18 protein-coding genes are annotated in these 17,098 nt (G+C 72.7%); 9 read left to right on the top strand and 9 right to left on the bottom strand.

Annotated elements, in window-relative coordinates:
* Nucleotides 1-96 precede the first annotated feature (96 nt).
* Entirely contained in the window at nucleotides 97-378 is a 282-nt protein-coding gene (locus EP26_RS17715; RefSeq protein WP_043340509.1) for a hypothetical protein, read from the top strand.
* A 467-nt stretch (nucleotides 379-845) separates the two neighbouring features.
* On the opposite strand, the gene EP26_RS17710 is transcribed toward EP26_RS17715, so the two are convergent.
* Complete coding sequence (locus EP26_RS17710; RefSeq protein WP_245624439.1) at nucleotides 846-1,805, bottom strand: DMT family transporter; 960 nt, start codon at nucleotides 1,803-1,805, stop codon at nucleotides 846-848.
* A gap of 152 nt (nucleotides 1,806-1,957) precedes the next feature.
* Nucleotides 1,958-2,563 (bottom strand): DUF2889 domain-containing protein, encoded by a 606-nt coding sequence (locus tag EP26_RS17705; RefSeq protein ID WP_043340508.1) that lies wholly within the window; start codon nucleotides 2,561-2,563, stop codon nucleotides 1,958-1,960.
* Between the two features lie 173 nt (nucleotides 2,564-2,736).
* On the opposite strand from EP26_RS17705, the gene EP26_RS17700 reads away from it, so the two are divergent.
* The 4 genes from EP26_RS17700 (at nucleotide 2,737) to EP26_RS17685 (ending at nucleotide 5,865) form a co-directional block, all read left to right on the top strand.
* Nucleotides 2,737-3,624, top strand: coding sequence for a cation diffusion facilitator family transporter (locus EP26_RS17700; protein WP_043340506.1), 888 nt, complete (start codon nucleotides 2,737-2,739; stop codon nucleotides 3,622-3,624).
* Nucleotides 3,621-4,508, top strand: a complete 888-nt coding sequence (locus tag EP26_RS17695; protein WP_052389322.1) for an energy transducer TonB — start codon at nucleotides 3,621-3,623, stop codon at nucleotides 4,506-4,508. The genes EP26_RS17700 and EP26_RS17695 overlap by 4 nt, the downstream gene beginning before the upstream one ends.
* A gap of 11 nt (nucleotides 4,509-4,519) precedes the next feature.
* Nucleotides 4,520-5,080: a cob(I)yrinic acid a,c-diamide adenosyltransferase gene (locus EP26_RS17690; protein WP_043340505.1), complete on the top strand. Its 561-nt coding sequence runs from the start codon at nucleotides 4,520-4,522 to the stop codon at nucleotides 5,078-5,080.
* A gap of 242 nt (nucleotides 5,081-5,322) precedes the next feature.
* On the top strand, nucleotides 5,323-5,865 hold the full coding sequence (locus EP26_RS17685; RefSeq protein WP_043340502.1) for a DUF1003 domain-containing protein: 543 nt from the start codon (nucleotides 5,323-5,325) through the stop codon (nucleotides 5,863-5,865).
* Between the two features lie 230 nt (nucleotides 5,866-6,095).
* Here the strand turns inward: EP26_RS17685 and EP26_RS17680 are convergent, their stop codons facing one another.
* The 6 genes from EP26_RS17680 to modB all read right to left on the bottom strand — a co-directional run bounded on the left by EP26_RS17680 (nucleotide 6,096) and on the right by modB (nucleotide 12,478).
* A complete protein-coding gene (locus EP26_RS17680) occupies nucleotides 6,096-6,641 on the bottom strand; it encodes a cytochrome b (RefSeq protein WP_043340501.1) in 546 nt (181 codons plus the stop codon).
* The gene (locus EP26_RS17675; protein WP_043340499.1) at nucleotides 6,638-7,693 is read right to left on the bottom strand and encodes a catalase family peroxidase; all 1,056 of its coding nucleotides are present in this window, start codon (nucleotides 7,691-7,693) and stop codon (nucleotides 6,638-6,640) included. Before EP26_RS17675 ends, EP26_RS17680 begins: the two co-directional genes overlap by 4 nt.
* Nucleotides 7,694-7,775: 82 nt before the next feature.
* Complete coding sequence (locus EP26_RS17670) at nucleotides 7,776-9,731, bottom strand: molybdopterin biosynthesis protein (RefSeq protein WP_043340498.1); 1,956 nt, start codon at nucleotides 9,729-9,731, stop codon at nucleotides 7,776-7,778.
* A 43-nt stretch (nucleotides 9,732-9,774) separates the two neighbouring features.
* Nucleotides 9,775-10,704 carry a molybdopterin-binding domain-containing protein gene (locus tag EP26_RS17665; RefSeq protein WP_052389321.1) on the bottom strand — a complete coding sequence of 310 codons (930 nt, stop codon included), beginning with the start codon at nucleotides 10,702-10,704 and terminating at the stop codon, nucleotides 9,775-9,777.
* A complete protein-coding gene (gene modC, locus EP26_RS17660; RefSeq protein WP_043340497.1) occupies nucleotides 10,701-11,789 on the bottom strand; it encodes a molybdenum ABC transporter ATP-binding protein in 1,089 nt (362 codons plus the stop codon). The genes EP26_RS17665 and modC overlap by 4 nt, the downstream gene beginning before the upstream one ends.
* Nucleotides 11,789-12,478, bottom strand: a complete 690-nt coding sequence (gene modB / locus EP26_RS17655; RefSeq protein ID WP_043340496.1) for a molybdate ABC transporter permease subunit — start codon at nucleotides 12,476-12,478, stop codon at nucleotides 11,789-11,791. Before modB ends, modC begins: the two co-directional genes overlap by 1 nt.
* 97 nt (nucleotides 12,479-12,575) lie before the next feature.
* Between modB and EP26_RS17650 the strand changes: the two genes are divergently transcribed.
* From EP26_RS17650 to ggt, 3 genes are all read left to right on the top strand, one after another.
* The gene (locus tag EP26_RS17650) at nucleotides 12,576-13,550 is read left to right on the top strand and encodes an ATP-grasp fold amidoligase family protein (RefSeq protein ID WP_043340495.1); all 975 of its coding nucleotides are present in this window, start codon (nucleotides 12,576-12,578) and stop codon (nucleotides 13,548-13,550) included.
* 49 nt (nucleotides 13,551-13,599) lie between these two features.
* Complete coding sequence (locus EP26_RS17645; protein ID WP_043340494.1) at nucleotides 13,600-14,397, top strand: enoyl-CoA hydratase-related protein; 798 nt, start codon at nucleotides 13,600-13,602, stop codon at nucleotides 14,395-14,397.
* 124 nt (nucleotides 14,398-14,521) lie between these two features.
* A complete protein-coding gene (gene ggt / locus EP26_RS17640; RefSeq protein ID WP_043340492.1) occupies nucleotides 14,522-16,174 on the top strand; it encodes a gamma-glutamyltransferase in 1,653 nt (550 codons plus the stop codon).
* Nucleotides 16,175-16,245: 71 nt separating this feature from the next.
* Here ggt and EP26_RS34955 read toward each other — a convergent pair whose 3' ends face one another.
* Complete coding sequence (locus EP26_RS34955) at nucleotides 16,246-16,521, bottom strand: hypothetical protein (protein ID WP_157033605.1); 276 nt, start codon at nucleotides 16,519-16,521, stop codon at nucleotides 16,246-16,248.
* A 188-nt stretch (nucleotides 16,522-16,709) separates the two neighbouring features.
* On the opposite strand from EP26_RS34955, the gene EP26_RS32110 reads away from it, so the two are divergent.
* Nucleotides 16,710-17,098: transposase (locus EP26_RS32110; protein ID WP_157033604.1), on the top strand; the 389-nt coding region annotated here is incomplete at its 3' end.

The raw sequence follows: 17,098 nt of genomic DNA, 5'->3' as shown, positions 1-17,098 counted from the left end.
ACGACCGCTTTCGGCCCAAGGCAGCCCATAGTCGTCTAGCCACTTACGACCCGCTTACCTACCTTCCCGAGCATGTCCCGCTCCCCTAATGCCGACTTGGCGCCCCTTATCAAGCTCATGCAAGCGGGCGTTCCACCCGCCCGGGCTGCCGCCGAATTTTCTCGTATCCTGGCGATCTGGTCGGCTGAACTCACGGGTGATGACGAGCAACTACAGGAGCGGCTATCGGGCCTGGCCGAACAAATGACGACAGGGATCGAGGAAATGCATGAGGGCATTGCCGAGGCGAGCGACAAAGGGAAACCCACGCTTCGGCGGATACTGGCGACGCATGAGGCTGTGCTCAACGAGGTGCGGAAGGCGCAGGGGAGAGAATAGGCATCCCGCGGACCAGCCCCTGATCGATGCCGATGGTTGCGGGATTTGCACGAACAAGATCGTTGCGGCGCTTCACTGGACGCTGGAATTCAGCGACTTTTGCTTGGTAGTGCGAACGCTTGCCGGTGTCGGTAACCAGACTAGCGAAGCCGATGAGATCGTGGGCAATCATGCCCGCCGTTTTAAGGTTACTCCGGAAAGGTAACCGGGGTTCAACGTCTCGCCGCAATATATGGCGTTCCATTCAAGGCCGGCGAAGCACCCAGTCGCCATGCCGAGCGACGAAAGGTCAGCCGCATCTCCAGGAGCTCTGAGGCGATCGTCCCTCATGGGTCCAAGTTATCGGCCGACGCAACAATCGCTGTTGAGGGCGCCTTGAAGGGCCAACTTCCCGGCCATTGCTGCGATTTCGAGACAAATGCGACGTTGGTTTTCTCCTTCGGAAATCAACCCATCCAGGGCCACTCCTAACCCCCAATCCGCCCCCTCAACTGCTGCTCCCGCATGAAGATGAACAACCCCGCCCCCACGATCACCGCCGCCCCCGCCATCGGCAGCGGCCCCAGCACCTCGCCGAACACCAGATACCCGAACAGCATCCCCCATAGGATCAGCGTGTACTGGTAAGGCACCACCACGGAGGCCGGCGCCATCCGCAGCGACTGGTTCACGCAGAGATTGCCCGCCAGCGAGCCGAGGCCGAGGCAGAGCATCAGCGCGAGGTCGAGCGCCCCCGGCGGTGTCCAGCCCTGCACCAATACCAGCACCGCGCCGAAGAGCAGCGCGGCCACAAGCTGCGCCGTCATCAGCACCGTCCCCGGCGTGCCGGCCAGCTTCCGCGTCGCCACCATGAAGCATGCATAAGCGAAGCTGCCGACCAGCGCGCTGGCGGCCCCGGCCGAGAAGGAGCCGGGCGAGGGGCCGAGCGCCAGCACCACCCCGCCGAACCCGACCGCCACCGCCGTCCAGCGCCGCCAGCCCACCCGCTCGCCGAGCAGGAAGGGCGAGAGCGCCGTCACGTAGATCGGCCCGGCCATGTAGTAGGTCATCACCTCCGCCAGCGGCAGCTCGGTCAGCGCCCAGAAGAAGAGCGAGCCCTCCATCGTCGAGAAGACGATGCGCAGCAGCTGCAGCCCCGGTCGCTGCGGCCGCAGGAAGGCCTGCGCGCCGGTGCGCCAGGCAAAGGGCGCCATGACGCAGAGCCCGGCGATGCTCCGCACCAGGAAGAGCTGCCCCACCGAGTAGGCGCCGACCAGCCACTTGCCGAGCGTGTCGTTGATGGCGAAGAGCATGACGCCGAGCAGCATCATGGCGATGCCGCCCGTGGCGCGCACGGGCTCGGCCCCGGTGTGCGGGACTGCGGTTCTGGCGATGATCCACCCCTCGCGGCCCGTTCTTCCCGGCAGGGAAAGGCCGCGGCGCAGCACTAGAGCAAACTCCGGTCAGGTGGAATCACCCGACCGGGGTAATTTGCTCGATCAAGCAACAGGCCGGAGCGGGGTCCGTGAGTCGATGCGAACGGACGCCGCTCCAGGCCGAGCGGCGCTCGGCTGCCAAAGTCCGCGTCGGGCGAGGAGCCTCAGCCCTGGCTGGACTCCGCCGGCTCCTTCAGCCAGGGCCAGCGCGCCAGCGAGACCGGGCTGTCCGGCGCATAGGCGAGGCAGCTCCCGAGCATCGCCGGGCGGCGCCGTTCCCCCGCCGCGTCCCGTGCCCCGCCCTCGGCCATGATCCGCGCCGCCTCCTCGCGCTCGCGCCGTGCCCGGATCGGGTAGAGGGTCTGGAAGGCGACGGTCGCCATCTGCCCCAGAACCTCCCGCAGATGGGTGCAGCCCTCGACGCCGCCGACCCGCTCCTGCACCGCCCGGTTGAAGCCCGGCCCGATGCGCAGCCCCGCCAGCCGGGCGAAATTCGGCGCCGCCTGCGGGCAGACCGCATAGGGCGTGAAGTCGGAGGACGCCTCGCAGGTGACGATCTCCATGTCCTCCCTGAGGGTCAGCCGCAGCCACATCCCGTGCAGCGCCTCGCCGGGCTCGATCGTGCCGCGGTCGTCATTGACGAAGGCGTAGGACTTCGTGTCGACCAGATGCGCCTCGACATCGAACAGCCCGTCCTCCCGCCGGTAGCCGCGGATGTCGATGGCGCGGCGGTGCAGCGGCTCGCGCGGGGCGGGGGAAGAGAGGGGCATCGGGGGCGGTTCCGTTGTGCAACGCGGCATCATGCCTGAACCGGCCGGGGCGGAAAAGCTAGCCGGCTAAGGAAAGCCCGGCGGCACCCCCTTGCCCCGCCGTTGCCGCCCGGTCCAAAACACCCCCCACCCCCGGAGCCCCGCGTGATCCAGAGCCCTGCCCAGAGGTGCCGATGAGCCGCACCCTCCGCTTCGCCATCGGCAGCGTCGTCATCGCCGCCCTGGTGCTGGCGCTGAAGCTCGGCGCCTGGGCGCTGACCGGCAGCGTCGCGCTGCTGGCCGATGCGCTGGAGAGCGTGGTGAACGTCGCCGCCGCCGCGGCCGCCCTCGTCGCCGTCCACTACTCGTCGATGCCGGCCGATGCCAACCACCCCTACGGCCATACCAAGGCGGAATACTTCTCGGCCGTGCTCGAGGGCGCGCTGATCGTCATCGCCGCCGTCGTCATCCTGCATGAGGCCTGGGCCGCCTGGCAGCGCCCCATCGTGCCGGAGCAGCCCGGCTTCGGCCTCGCCATCTCGGCGCTGGCGACCGCGATGAATGCCGGCTGGGCCAGCCTGCTGTTCCGCCAGGGTCGCCGCGCCCGCTCACCGGCGCTGCTGGCCGATGCCCGGCACCTGGTCGCCGATGTCGTCACCTCCTTCGGCGTGCTGGTCGGCGTCGGGCTGGTGGCGCTCACCGGCATCCTCTGGCTCGACCCGCTGCTGGCGGCGCTGACGGCGCTCAACATCCTCTGGTCCGGTGGCCGGCTGGTGCGCGAGAGCGTCGGCGGGCTGATGGACGAGGCGGTGGAGCCCGGCCTGCTCGCCCGCATCCGCGGCGCCGTCTCGACCCATGCCGAGGGCGCGATCGAGGCGCATGACCTCCGCACCCGCCATGCCGGGCGCCTCACCTTCATCGAGTTCCACCTGGTCGTGCCGGGGACGATGACGGTCGACGCGGCGCACGCCATCTGCGACCGCGTCGAGGCGGCGCTGAAGGCGGAGATCGAGGGCGCGACCATCACCATCCATGTCGAGCCCGAGGGCAAGGCGAAGCATCACGGCGTCCTCGTGCTGTGACCCTGGCCGGGTCGCCGCTCGGCCGCGCTGCCGCCGCCTCGCTCATGCTGCATGCCGGGGCGCTGGCGGCGATGATCCTGTTCCTCAACCGCCCGAAGCAGCCGGACCCACCCGCCGAGCAATCGGTCGAGGTGGTCTGGCAGGAGCAGACCGGCACGACTGAGGACGAGCCGGCCCCGCCTGCCGCCCCCGCCGAGCCGGCGCCGCCACCGCCGCCCCCACCCGCCGTCGCGGCCCCGCCGCCGCCGAGCCTCGCCCCGCCGCCCCCGCCGCTCGCCGCGCTGCTGCCGCCGCCCGCGGCGCCGGACGCCGTCACCCTGCCGCCCCCGCCGCCCGAGGAGCGCCCGGCGCCCGAGGCCCCGCCGGCGCCGGCCGCACCTCCCGCACCGCCGCAGCCCCAGGCCGAGGCCGAGCCGGAGACGGAGCCGCTGCCCCTCCCGCCACCCGAGCCGGCCCCGCCGCCACCTCCCCAGCCGCGCCCGCGTCCCACCCCGGCGCGGCCGGCCGCCCCAGCCCCCGCCGCCCAGGCGGCCGCCCCGCCTCCTGCAGGCCCGGTGAGCCAGCAGCCGCTGACCACCGGCGCCGCCCCCGCGCTCGGCGCCATCACGCCCCCCGGCCTCGCCGAGGGCATCCGCAACCCGACGCCCGAATACCCCAATGAGAGCAGGGAGCGCGGCGAGCAGGGCGTCGTCACCGTCCTCCTCCGCATCTCGCCGAACGGCACCGTCGAGGATGTCGAGATCGCCGCCAGCTCCGGCTTCCTTGCCCTCGACGACGCGGCGAAGCGCGCCGTCCGCCGCTGGCGCTTCCGCCCGGCGATGCGCGACGGCATCCCCATCTCTGGCAACATCCGCACCTCGATCCATTTCCAGCTGAACCGGTAGAAGGGCGCCCCATGGTCAGGCTCGACGTCATCACCACCCGCGGCGGCGATGCCGGCGAGACCTCGCTCGGCGACGGCAGCCGGCTGCGCAAGGATTCGCTCCGCATCGAGGCGATCGGCACGGTGGACGAGGCCAATGCCACGCTCGGCCTGCTCCGCCTGCACACCGCGGGCGATGCGGAGGCCGACCCGGTCCTCGCCCGCATCCAGAACGACCTGTTCGACCTCGGCGCCGATCTCTGCGTGCCCGGCGAGGATGGCGGGCGCCTCCGCCTCGCCGCCGCCCAGACCGCACGGCTGGAGCAGGAGGCCGCGGCGCTGAACGCGCCCCTCCCGCCGCTCCGGAGCTTCGTCCTGCCCGGCGGCACGCCCGGCGCCGCCATGGCCCATCTCGCCCGCACGGTCAGCCGCCGCGCCGAGCGCGTCACCGTCGCCCTCGCGGCGGCCGAGGCCGTGAACCCGGAGGCGATTCGCTACCTCAACCGCCTCTCCGACCTGCTCTTCATCCTCTCCCGGCGGCTGAACGGCAACGGCGCCGGCGACGTGCTTTGGGCGCCTGGCGCCACGCGGTAAAGGGCAAGGCTCGGCGCTGGGTAGTCGTGGAGCCATGGCCGCTTCTGACCCGAGGCAGGCCCTCTTGCCGGGAATTCGAACGGCTCAGTTCGGCCGGAAGCGGACTGACCGCTTCTGGACGGCTCCCGGGCAGAGCCGACCTCCTGCATCACCAGGCGTTCTGGCCTCCACGGGCCCGAAGCTGTCCCCGGCGCGTTCTCCTCGAGGCTCACCCGCCTCCGAAGCCGAGGATCACCGCCGATATGCCAAGCCCGACACCGACCGTGCCGCCACCGAAACCGGACAGCCTCAGCACCTCCCTCAGGCGTAACATCAAGGCCCTGGAAAACCGACGCCGCGAGGAAGCCGCGGCCGCAACCCGCGAGGAGCGGATCGCCGAGACCATCACCCGCTTCACCGGCAGCATGGTCTTCGTCTACATCCACCTTGCCTTTTACGGCGCATGGATCCTGGTGAATCTCGGGCTCATACCAGGTGTACCCAAGTTCGACCCATCCTTCGTGGTGCTTGCGATGGAGGCCTCGGTAGAGGCCATCTTCCTCTCCACCTTCGTACTCATCAGCCAGAACCGCATGGCCGCCACGGCCGATAAGCGCGCCGATCTGGACCTCCAGATCAGCCTCCTGACGGAGCATGAGCTGACCAAGCTGTCCGAACTTGTCGTCGCCATTGCCGAGCGTCTGGACATCCGGGCGAGTGCCAACCCTGAGCTGCGAGAGGTGCAGCAGGACGTCGCCCCGGAAGCCGTGCTGGATGAAATCGAAGCGCGGCACCAGAAGTGCTGAGGGTGAAAGGCAGGGGATGATCGCCTTCGTCGATCGCTGTTCACCTGGGCGCCGCAAGGGCACGGCCGCTTTCGGGAGGTAACTGCGGCGCGAATGACGACACGGGGCAAACCGGTAGTCGAAGAGCCAGCCGGCTAGGTGCGCTTCCCACCCAAGGCGGCCCTCCCGCCCTGGGCACCATCCACGGAAACCCGTCCAGCCAGGCAGCGCCCCGTGCGGATTGTCCGTCCCTACTCCTCCGCCCGGCCCGCCACCGGCGCCATCGCCGCGAACACCCCGTCGCGCCGCACCAGCGCATGGAACAGCGCCGCGCCGAGATGCGCCAGGATCACCGCGAAGAAGGCATAGCCGAGCAGCCCGTGCGCCTGCCGCAGCAGCGCATAGGCCCCAATGTCCTGCGGCAGGATCGGCGGCAGCCGCAGCCCCTGCCACAGCACGATCGGATAGCCCTCGGCCGAGAGCATCGCCCAGCCCAGCAGCGGCATGGCGATCATCAGCCCGTAGAGCGCGACATGCGAAAGATGCGCCGCGAGCTTCATCGCCGCCGGCAGGCCAGCGGGCAGCGGCGGCGCGCCGCGGCGCAGGCGCAGCCCCAGCCGCAGCAGCGCCAGCAGCAGGATGGCGATGCCGAGCGGCTTGTGGATCGAGACCAGCGCCAGGTAGCGCGGCGAGATGGTCGAGACCATGCCGACGCCGATGAAGAGCATCGCCAGGATGCAGGCGGCCATCAGCCAGTGGAGCAGCCGCTGCACCGGGCTGAAGCGGGCGGCGGTCATGGGCGGCCTCCGGGCGCGGTGCGGGGATAGGCCGCCGCCTCGGCGGCGCGGCGCTCATAGGACAGGGCGTAGGCGGAGGAGCGCGCGGCGGGGAAGGGGTCCGCCGAGGGCCGCATCCCCGGCGGCAGCACCGTCGGGTCGTAGTTGATGTCGCGGCAGGGCCCGTCTGCCTCCTCCTGGATCGCCTGCACGGTCAGCGTGCCGACCTCGAGGGTGCGGCGCCCCTCCGGCCAGGCCTTGCTCGGGTCGGCCACCGGGTCGCCTGGCCCGGCCTCCGTCACCGTCATCCTCCAGCGCACCGGCCTGGCGGCGAGGCGTGCCTTGATCTCGTCGCCGAGGAAGTCCGGCGGCTTCGCCGCGATCTGCTCCTTCGGCACCGGCACCGGCACCGCCTCCGGCCGCACCGACCAGCGCACCGCGTGGCCTCGCCCCTCGGCATCGGTGAAGATGAAGGCGTTGAGCGCGTTGTAGCTCTCCTCGGCATAGCTGCCGGTCCAGGGCGCGCTGCCCGCCCAGCCGCCGAAACCCGCGATCTCGGGATGCGCCGCGGCGAAGGCCTGCATCGCCCCCGGCTCCTTGCTCCGCACCGCCATCTGCAGCGCGTAGAAGGCGTCCACGCCGGAGACCGGGAAGACGGGCGCGCTCAGCATGCCCGTCCGCCACTCCGACCCGTCCGGGCCGGTGATGCTGAGGCTCAGGCCCCGCACCCGCGCCGCCCCGTCCGGCTGCGCCAGCACGGAGGAGGCGAGGTTGAACCGGCCGATCACCGGATAGCTGCCCGCCGCCAGCATCGGGGCGCGGGAGAGGGCCGCGCCCGCCCCGTTCGCCTCGAAGCTGCCGGTGAAGCAGATGCCCTTCGTATGGTTGCGCCGATGCCCGGGCGCCGGCCCGCCGGGCGGGCCCAGCGAGGCCACGACCCGCTCGCGGGACAGCCGCTCGGGCGAGAGCCAGCCGCCGGTATAGGCGAAGGCTGCGGCGCTGCCGCCGAGCACGGCGGCGATGAGGACAAGGGAACCCAGCGGCCTGCGCGATGGGCGGGATGGCTGCTCCAACGGACACCTCTCATGCGTGATCCGGTTGGCTATTCGCCGCGCCCTCCGCGCCCGTTACATCGCAATCCGCACCGGTCGCGCGTCAGCCCGGCTCGAACCCCAGCGCCCGGAGCCCCGCCTTCCCCTCCTCGCTGGCAAGCACATCGAGGAAGGCCCGCACCGCCGGCCGCCCCGCCCGCGCCTCGGGCAGGAAGAAGTCGTAATGCTCGTCCGCCAGCGGTGCGAAGCCAAGCCCATAGGCCTCGGCCACGCTGCGGATGGCCACCCCCCAATCCGCCCGCCCCTGCGCCACCGCCGCGGCCACGGCATTGTGCGACTTCGGCTGGTTGGCATAGCCCGCCGGCCGCGCGCCACCGAGCAGCCCGTCGAGCAGGATGCGTGTCCCCGACCCCGCATTCCGGTTGACCAGCAGCAGCCCTCCGCCCTCCGCCCCGCGGCTGACGGCCTCTCGCCCCTCCAGCCCCTCGAACCGCGCATCCCCGCGCCGGAAGACCACGCCTTGCACCCGCCGCCACCCCGGCACCAGCCGCAGCCCCTCGGCGAGGAAGGGCCGGTTGTACGCGCCCGTCGCCGCATCCAGCAGATGCGCCGGCGCCAGGTCGCACTCGCCCCGCCGCGCCGCCGCCAGCCCGCCCATGCTGCCGACCGCGAGGCTCCGCCCCCTGACCCCCCGCGCCGCCAGCAGGTCGAGCATCGCATCGAGCCCCGTGCAATGGCTGCCGATGATGGCGAGGTCCGGCAACGGATGCGCGCCCCCGATCAGCCGCACCCGCTGCACGCTCCCCGCCGCCGCCCCCTGCTCCTCGGCCGGAATGGCGAAGAACCCGTCGGCTTGCGAGAAGGCGGTGACGCTCCCCGAACCCTTGCCCAGCGGCCAGGCCATCCGCCGCCCCGCCGGGTCCTCGCCGAGCGCGGCCATCACGTATTCGACGCGCCCCGCCTCGCTCGGCGTCCTGACGGCGAGCACCGCCTCCACCGCCGCCTCCGCCCGGGGCGGCAGCCCCGCCATCGCCCGGATCACCGGCACCGCGAATTCCTGGAAGGTGAAGACCGCGCTCGTCGGAAACCCCGGCAGCACCACCACCGGCTTGCGCCCGACCGCGCCGAGGCAGAGCGGCTTGCCCGGCTTCAGCGCCACCCCATGCACGAGCACCCCCGGCCCCGGCAGCCGCCCGAGGATGCGGTGCGACACGTCGCCCGCCCCCTTCGAGGTACCGCCCGACATCACCACCATGTCGGCCAGGTCGAGCGCCCGCCGCAACGCCGCCTCCAGCACCGCCTCGTCGTCGCGGAAGATGCCGAGCGGCACCGCCTCGCCGCCATGCTCGGCGACGGCGGCGGCGAGGATCGCGGCGTTGCTGTCGTAGATCCCGCCCGGCGGCAGCGCCTCGCCCGGCGCCACCAGCTCGTCCCCGGTCGAGAGGATGGCGACCCTCGGCCGCCGCACCACCGGCACCGTGGCGAGCCCGGCCGCCGCCAGCATCCCGATCTCCCGGCTGGTGATGACGATGCCGGCCCGCAGCACCGTCTCTCCCCGCGCGATGTCGCTGCCGGCGTAAGCGACCGCCTGCCCCGCCGCCACCGCGCGACGGACCAGCACCACCGGCCCTTCCGGCGCATCCTCCGCCTCGGTCTGCTCCACCATGACGACCGCGTCCGCCCCGCGCGGGATGACGCCGCCCGTGGCGATGGCCGTCGCCGTGTCCGGCGCCACCTCGATCGCGGGCGCCACGCCGCAGGCCAGCACTTCGGCATTGAGCAGGAGCCGCCGCGGCGCCGCCTCGCTCGCCCCGAGCGTATCGGCGGCGCGCACCGCGAAGCCGTCCATCGAGGCGCGGTCGAAGGGCGGCGCATCCGCCGCCGCCGCCACCGGCCGTGCGGTGACGCGCCCGAGCGCCGCAGCGAGCGCCACCGCCTCCGCCGGCAGCGGCGCGAGGTCGATCGCCGCATGGAAGCGGGCGGTCGCCGCTTCGGCCGAGAGGACGTCGAGGAATTGCTCCTGCCGGGCGGCACGGCGGATGCGGTCGGTGAGGGACATGGCGCGAGGTCTAGCAGGCGGGGAGGGGCGAGGGGAGGAGCGCTCAGGCGGCCTCCACCTCCACCTCCGCTCCGGCCTCATAGCCTTCGCGCCCCGCCGGCACGGTCAGCACCCAGGCCGCCGCCCCCAGCGCCCCAACCTGCGCCCCATCCGCCCCCAGCATCACCGCCTCGGTGAAGCCGAGCGGCGAGGCCACCTTGCGCGCCAGCGCCACCCGCCCTGGCGCGGGCCGGGCGCGCCCCGCCATCGCCCGGACCGCGGGCCGCCCGAGCAGCCACCAGCCGGCCAGCATCGCCGCCGGATCGGGCGGCAGCAGCAGCGCCGGCACGCCGCCGACCAGCCCGACCGCCACCCCATCCCCCGGCCGCAGGGCAATGGCCGGGCAGAGCACCTGCTCCGCTTCCCCAGCGAGGGCGATTGCCAGATCGGCTCCGTCCTCCACCACGACCGCCCCTTCCGCCCGCAGCAGCGCCGCGAGCCCCGGCACTCCGCGCAGCACCACGCGTGGCACCCGGACCGGGACCTCATCCACCCCCGCCGCGCCCAGCATCAGGTCGAGCGGCCCGAGCAGGTGCCCGGCCTCCCGCAGCACCGCCCCCGCCGCCGCATCCTCGCCGGCTGGGCGGACGCCCTCGCCGGGCGCCACCGCCTCCAGCACCAGCTCGCCATCGCGGGCGAAGGCGGGCAGCACCGCATCCGTCCCGGCCGGCAGCGCCTCCCCCGGTGCCACCCAGGCCAGCCCCGGCAGCGGCACCGGCGCATAGGGCCCTGCCCCCTCGGTCGTCGCGGCCTCGACGGCCCAGCCCTCGCGCAGCGCGACGGCGACCTTCGGCACCGCGACGGCCGCCCGCACCGACGCCGCCAGCACATGGCCGATGGCTTGGCCGAGCGGCATCGCCCGCGCCGCCACCGGCGCCCCCGGCAGCAGCGCCCGCGCCTCCGCCACCGGCGCCAGCCGCGGGGCGTCGCTCATGCCGCCACCGCATGGTCGAAGGCGATGGACTTCACCAGGGCGAAGACCGCCATCCCCGGTTCGAGGCCGAGCCGCCCGACGCTGTCCCGCGTCACCCGCGCCAGCAGCGCCGTCGGCCCGATGCGCAGCCGCAGCATCGCCTCCGCCTCGCCAGCCTGGGCCACCGCCTCGATCACCGCCGGCAGGATGTTGTGCATGGAAATCCCCCGCGGCGCCTCGATGGCGACGGCCACGTCCCGCGCGCGCAGCCGCAGCCGCAGCCGCGCCCCGACCCCCAGCCCCGGCCGCTGCGCCACCACCAGCTCGCCGCCGTCGAAGCCGAGCCGGGTCAGCCCCCGCAGGTCATCCTGCGCCAGCACCGTGCAGCCGATCAGCGCCCCCGCATCCCGCCGCCGGGCGAGGGCAGGGAGGTCCGCCCGCGCCGCCAGCGCCTCCACCGGCCCTTCCGCCAGCACCCGCCCCGCCTCCAGCAGCACCAGCCGGTCGGCCAGCGCATCCACCTCGTCGAGCGCATGGGTGACGTAGAGGATCGGCAGCCGCGCCGCATCGCGCAGCCGGGCGAGGAAGGGCAGCACCTCCGCCCGCCGCCCGGCATCGAGCGCGGCCAGCGGCTCGTCCATCAGCAGCAGCCGCGGCCGGGCGAGCAGCGCCCGCCCGAGCGCCACCCGCTGCCGCTCTCCGCCCGAGAGCCCCAGCGGCCGCCGCCTCAGCAGCCCGCCGATCCCGAGCAGTTCCACCACCTCGCCGAAGCCCGGACCTGCGGTCCCTCGCGGCGCCCGCCGCAGCCCGTAGCGGAGATTGGCCGCGACGCTCAGATGCGGGAACAGCCGCGCATCCTGGAACACCACGCCGCAGCGCCGCCGCTCCGGCGCGACCGAGATGCCGCGCGCCGTATCCAGCAGCACCTCGCCCCCGGCCGCGACCCGCCCCGCCTCCGGCCGCAGCAGCCCCGCGACGGCCGCGAGGATCGTCGATTTTCCGCAGCCCGAAGGCCCGAACAGCGCCGTCACCCCCACTCCCGGCGAGGCGAAGGCGACATCGAGCGCGAAGCCGGGGAAGCGATGCCGCAGCGCGACCTCGATCATCACGCCCGACCCAGCCAGCGCCCGAGCCTGCGCCCCAGCAGCTCCGCCAGCAGCAGCCCCGCCAGCGCCAGCGCGAAGGAGACGAGCGCCAGCCGCCCCGCCACCGCCTCGCCGCCCGGGCTCTGCGTCGCGCTGTAGATCGCCAGCGGCAGGGTCTGCGTCTCGCCGGGGATGTTGGAGGCGAAGGTGATGACAGCCCCGAACTCCCCGAGCCCCGCCGCGAAGGCCGTCACCGCGCCGGCCAGGATGCCGGGCGACATCAGCGGCAAGGTCACGGTGAGGAAGCGGTCGAGCCAGCCGGCGCCGAGCGTCCGCGCCGCCGCCTCCAGCCCCGGGTCAAGCCCCTCCAGCCCCAGCCGCACGCTGCGCACGATCAGCGGGAAGGACATCACCGCCGTCGCCAGCGCCGCCCCCTCGGTGGTGAAGACGAGGCGGATGCCGAACCAGTCGTTCAGCGGCGCGCCCAGCGGCCCGCGCACGCCGAACAGCATCAGCAGCCCCCAGCCGACGACGACCGGCGGCACCACCAGCGGCAGATGCACCAGCGCATCGAGCAGCATCCGCCCAGGGAAGCGCCCGCGCGCCAGCGCCCAGGCGACGAGCACCGCCGGCAGCAGCGAAACGAGCACGGACCGCCCCGCCACGCCGAGGCTGAGCCGCACCGCCTCCCATTCTTCCGCCGAGAGCATTCGCCTTTTGCCTCCCGAAAACGTTCATCTCTTCCGCATCCGTATCCCCCCGGCCGGACGTAGCGCCACCGAGCTTCTACATTACATGGGCTTAAGCATGACGAACGCCGCCAGCCTTGCCCTGCCTCGCCTCCCGCACCCGGGCCATGCCCTGCTGCGCCAAGCCTTCCACCGTGCCGCCGACCATCTTGGCTGGCTCGACCGCCTGCGCATCGCACGCCGCCTCCGCCGGATGATGCGCGCCTCGCTCGGCTACGAGCCCGACCTCTGCCGCCCGCGCAGCTTCAACGAGCGCATCGCCTGGAAAATCCTGCACGACCGCAACCCGCTGATCCCGCTGACGCTCGACAAGGTCGCCGTCCGCCCCTGGGTCGCGGAGCGCATCGGCTGGCGCTACCTCGTGCCCGCGCTCGGCCTCTGGGACCACCCGGGCGAGATCCGCTGGGAGAAGCTGCCGCGCCGCTTCGTCCTGAAGGCCAATCACGGCTCCGGCTACAACGCCTTCGTCGCCGACCGCGACACCGCCTGCCGCGCCGCCATCCTCGCCACCGCCGCCGGCTGGCTCGCCGAGAATTACGGCCGGCGCACCGGCGAATGGGGCTACCGCCCGATCCGCCCGCGCCTGATCGCCGAGGAATACCTGCCCGGCAACGGCGCCGGCGGCGTGCCGGAGGACTACAAGCTCTACGTCTTCAACGGCCGGCCGTACCTGCTCCAGGTCCATCTCGGCCGCTATACCGATCAGCGGCGCGAGGTCTTCTACGACCCGCTGACACTCGCCCCGCTCGATTTCGGCCGCCACCGCCAGGCCGACTGCCCGGACTATCCCGGCCCCCCGCCCGAGGCCGCTCTCCTTCACGACCTCGCCGCCCGGCTCGGCGCCGGGTTCGATGCCGTCCGCGTCGATTTCTACATGATCGGCGGCGAGCCCCGCTTCGGCGAGATGACCCATTACTCGGGCGGCGCCACCGTCCCGTTCGGCTCCATCGCGGAGGATTTCGCCCTCGGCGCCGTCTGGGCCGAGGCTCAGCGGAAGGGTCCCGCCGCCCCCGGTCCCGCCGAGCCGGGCTGACAAGCGCCGGCGGCGCGTCCACCCTGCGCAGCGAGGAGGACCCGCCACCGTGAATCTCGCCCCGCTCGACACGCTCAGCCTCGAAACCCCCGCGCCCCATGTGCTGGTGGTGCGCCTCAACCGCCCCGAGGTCTCGAACGCGCTGAACACCCAGATGGGCCTCGACCTTTATTCGGTCTGGACCGGCCTGTTCCAGGACCCGGGCGACATCCGCTGCGTGGTCTTCGCCGCGGCCGGCGAGCGTGCCTTCTGCGGCGGCGGCGACCTGAAGGAGCGCAACGGCATGACCGACGAGGCCTGGCGCCGGCAGCACGAGATCTTCGAGCGCGCCTTCTGGGCCCAGATCGACTGCCCCATCCCGATCATCGCCGCCGTCTCGGGCCACGCCTATGCCGGCGGGCTGGAGATGGTCCTCGCCTCCGACTTCGCCTATGGCGCCGACCACGCCCGCTTCGCCCTGACCGAGGTGACGATCGGCATCATGCCCGGCGCCGGCGGCACCCAGACCCTGCCGCGGGTCGTCGGCGAGCGCCGCGCCAAGGAGATCATCCTCGCCGGCAAGCCCTTTACCGCCCAGCAGGCGGCCGACTGGGGCATCCTCAACCGCGTCTGCACCAGGGAGGAGCTTTGGCCCGCCGTGATGGAGACGGCCACCGCCATCGCCGGCAACGCCCCGCTCTCCGTCCGCCAGGCGAAGAAGTCGATCCATTTCGGCCTGCAGATGGACATCCGCACCGCGCTGCGCTTCGAGATCGAGGCCTACAATCACTTGGTCGGCACCGAGGACCGCATCGAGGGCATCCGCAGCTTCAACGAGAAGCGCAAGCCGGTCTTCAAGGGGCGCTAGAATTCCCCACGACACCGCTGCGCGGCGCCGCGGGGGCCCCGGTCCTTCGCCCGGTCCCTGACGCCTCGCACGCCGTCCGCGGCAACGCCGCGGAAGGCCCCGCCATCCAGAAAGGCCACCCGGAATGACCGAGAAGCACCCCGCCCTCGCCCCCCGCGGCATGGTCGTCACCAATCACCCCCTCGCCTCAGCGGCGGGGGCGGAGATGCTGGCGGCCGGCGGCAACGCCATCGATGCCGGCGTCGCCGCGCTCTTCGCGCTCACGGTGGTGGAGCCGATGATGGTCGGCCTGCTCGGCGGCGGGATGATGCATCTCCGCCTGCCGGACGGCAGCCACACCGTCCTCGACGGCCTCTCCACGGTCCCCGCCGCCGGCCGCCCCGACATGTACCGCCCGATCTCGCCCGACTGGCCCGCCGCGCTGGAAACAGAGGGCCGCGCCAACGCCCTCGGCCCGCTGGCCATCGCCACCCCCGGCAACCTCCTCGCCTGGGCCGAGGCGCTGCGCCGCCACGGCCGCCTGTCGCTCGCCGAGGTGATGCAGCCCGCCATCCGCCTCGCCGAGCGCGGCTTCCAGGTCACCCCCTATCTCGCCGAATGCATCGCCGAGGTCGCCCCCGACCTCGCCCTCGACCCGGCGATCGGCGCCGTCTTCCTCCCTGGCGGCCAGCCGCTCGCCGCCGGCACCCGCCTCATCCAGGCCGAGGCCGCCGCCTCCCTCCGCCAGATCGCCGCCGATGGCCCCTTGGCCCTCCATGACGGCCCCCTCGGCGCCGCCATCGCCACCCACATCCAGCGCCTCGGCGGCATCCTCACCGAGGTCGACCTGCACTCTGCCCGCCTCATCGAGCGCGCCCCCGTTCGCGGCACCTATCGCGGCCTGGAGATCGTCGGCCCGCCGCCCCCTTCCTCCGGCGGCGTCCATGTCATCCAGATGCTGAACATCCTCGAAGACTTCGACCTCCGCGCCTCCGGCTTCGGCACCCCCGAGACCTGCCACCTCCTCGCCGAGGCGCTGAAGATCGCCTTCGCCGACCGCGCCGCCGCGACGGCCGACCCGGACTTCGTCGCCGTCCCAATCGACCGCTTGCTCTCCAAGGACTACGCCGCCGAGCGCCGCGCCCTGATCGACCCGCACCGCGCCCGCGCCTGGACCGCCGGCGTCGCGGCGGGCGAGAGTCCCAACACCACCCACCTGACCGTCGCCGATGCCGAGGGCCATATCCTCTGCGCCACCCACACCATCAACAGCCTCTTCGGCGCCCGGCTGATGGTCCCGGGCACCGGCCTCATCCCTAACAACTACATGGCCCTCTTCGACCCCCGCCCGGGCCACGCCCTCTCCATCGCGCCGGGCAAGCGGATCACCACCAGCCAGGCCCCCCTCATCGCGCTGCGCGACGGCAAGCCGATGGTCGCCCTCGGCCTCCCCGGCGGGTTGCGCATCTTCGGCAGCGCCATGCAGGCCCTCATCGCCCTCATCGACCACGGCATGAGCCTGCAGGAGGCGGTCGAAGCCCCCCGCCTCTGGACCCAGGGCCAGGCGCTCGAGGTCGAACCCGCCATCCCCGAGCCGACCCGCACCGCCCTCGCCGCCATGGGCCATGACGTGCTGCCACTCCCCCATATCGGCGGCGGCATGGCGGCGATCCGCTTCCACCCGGACGGCCTGCTGGAAGGCGCCGCCTGCTGGCGCGCCGACGGCACGGCGATCGGCCTCGGCGGCGGCCTCGCCCGCCCCGGCGCGCGCTTCTGGCCAGAGGGGCCGAGGCGGTAGCCGCAGCCTGGAGGGGCCTTGCCCCTCCAAACCTCCCCACCAAGGGCCGAAAGGCCCTTGGAACCCTTGAGTTATGATGCGGGCGGGATTGAAACCAGTTGGAATGCTTTATCCGCTAGGGCTTCGAGCTGGGTACCATCGCCGGGCGGTGACCCACTCCTGCAATATTCGTCGAATACATATCGCAGCCTGTCAGCGATGCGCATGTTGCTGCCCGGCCTGAGGCTGACCCGCTTCAGGAAGCAAGCTTGAAAGCTGCCGATGCTCTCGGCTCTCTTCTTGGCATGGAAATGGTGAAGCCGCGAAAACGCCGCGTCGCCGAAGCCGATCTTCTCCAGCTCATCCAAACGCTGCAACGCGTCCTTCGAGCCTTACTGCATCCGCCATCGACCTTATCATCGCAGGCCGGGCTGCACGAACCCCGCCGATCCAGGCGGCAAGCCGCAACAAGCAACCACCCCCAGCTTAACCATTCCGGCCTTGTACCGCAACGGATTTTGTTCTATATTTGTTCCGAAGCCTCGGGACCTACCCCATGCCCCTCCGCCGCAAGCCCCGCCGCCCCGACCCCATCCCCGCCGGCCTCTTCCCCGCCGACTTCCTCACCCGCCACGACATCCTCCGCCGCATCTACCTCGACCCGCTCACCTGCCTCACCCCGCCCCGACCCTGGGCGCCCATGACCGATGCCGAATGGGCCGCCCTCGCCCCCATCCTCGCCGCCATGGGCTGCGGCATGGCCGAGCGCGGCCGACCCCTCGACTGCACCCCACGCGAGCGGCTCGACGCCATCTTCCGCTGGGCCACCACCAAGCACCGTGGCGGCCGCGCGCCCTGGCGCCTGCTGCCCCCCGAGCACGGCAAGCCCGACACCGTCTCCCGCTCCTACCGACGCTGGGCCCGCGCCGGCCTCTGGCCCCGCCT

The sequence above is a fragment of the Belnapia moabensis DSM 16746 genome, from assembly GCF_000745835.1.
GTDB classification, from domain to species: Bacteria; Pseudomonadota; Alphaproteobacteria; order Acetobacterales; family Acetobacteraceae; genus Belnapia; species Belnapia moabensis.
Note: the sequence above shows the minus strand (reverse complement) of the source record. Positions and strands in the feature narration are given on the sequence as shown.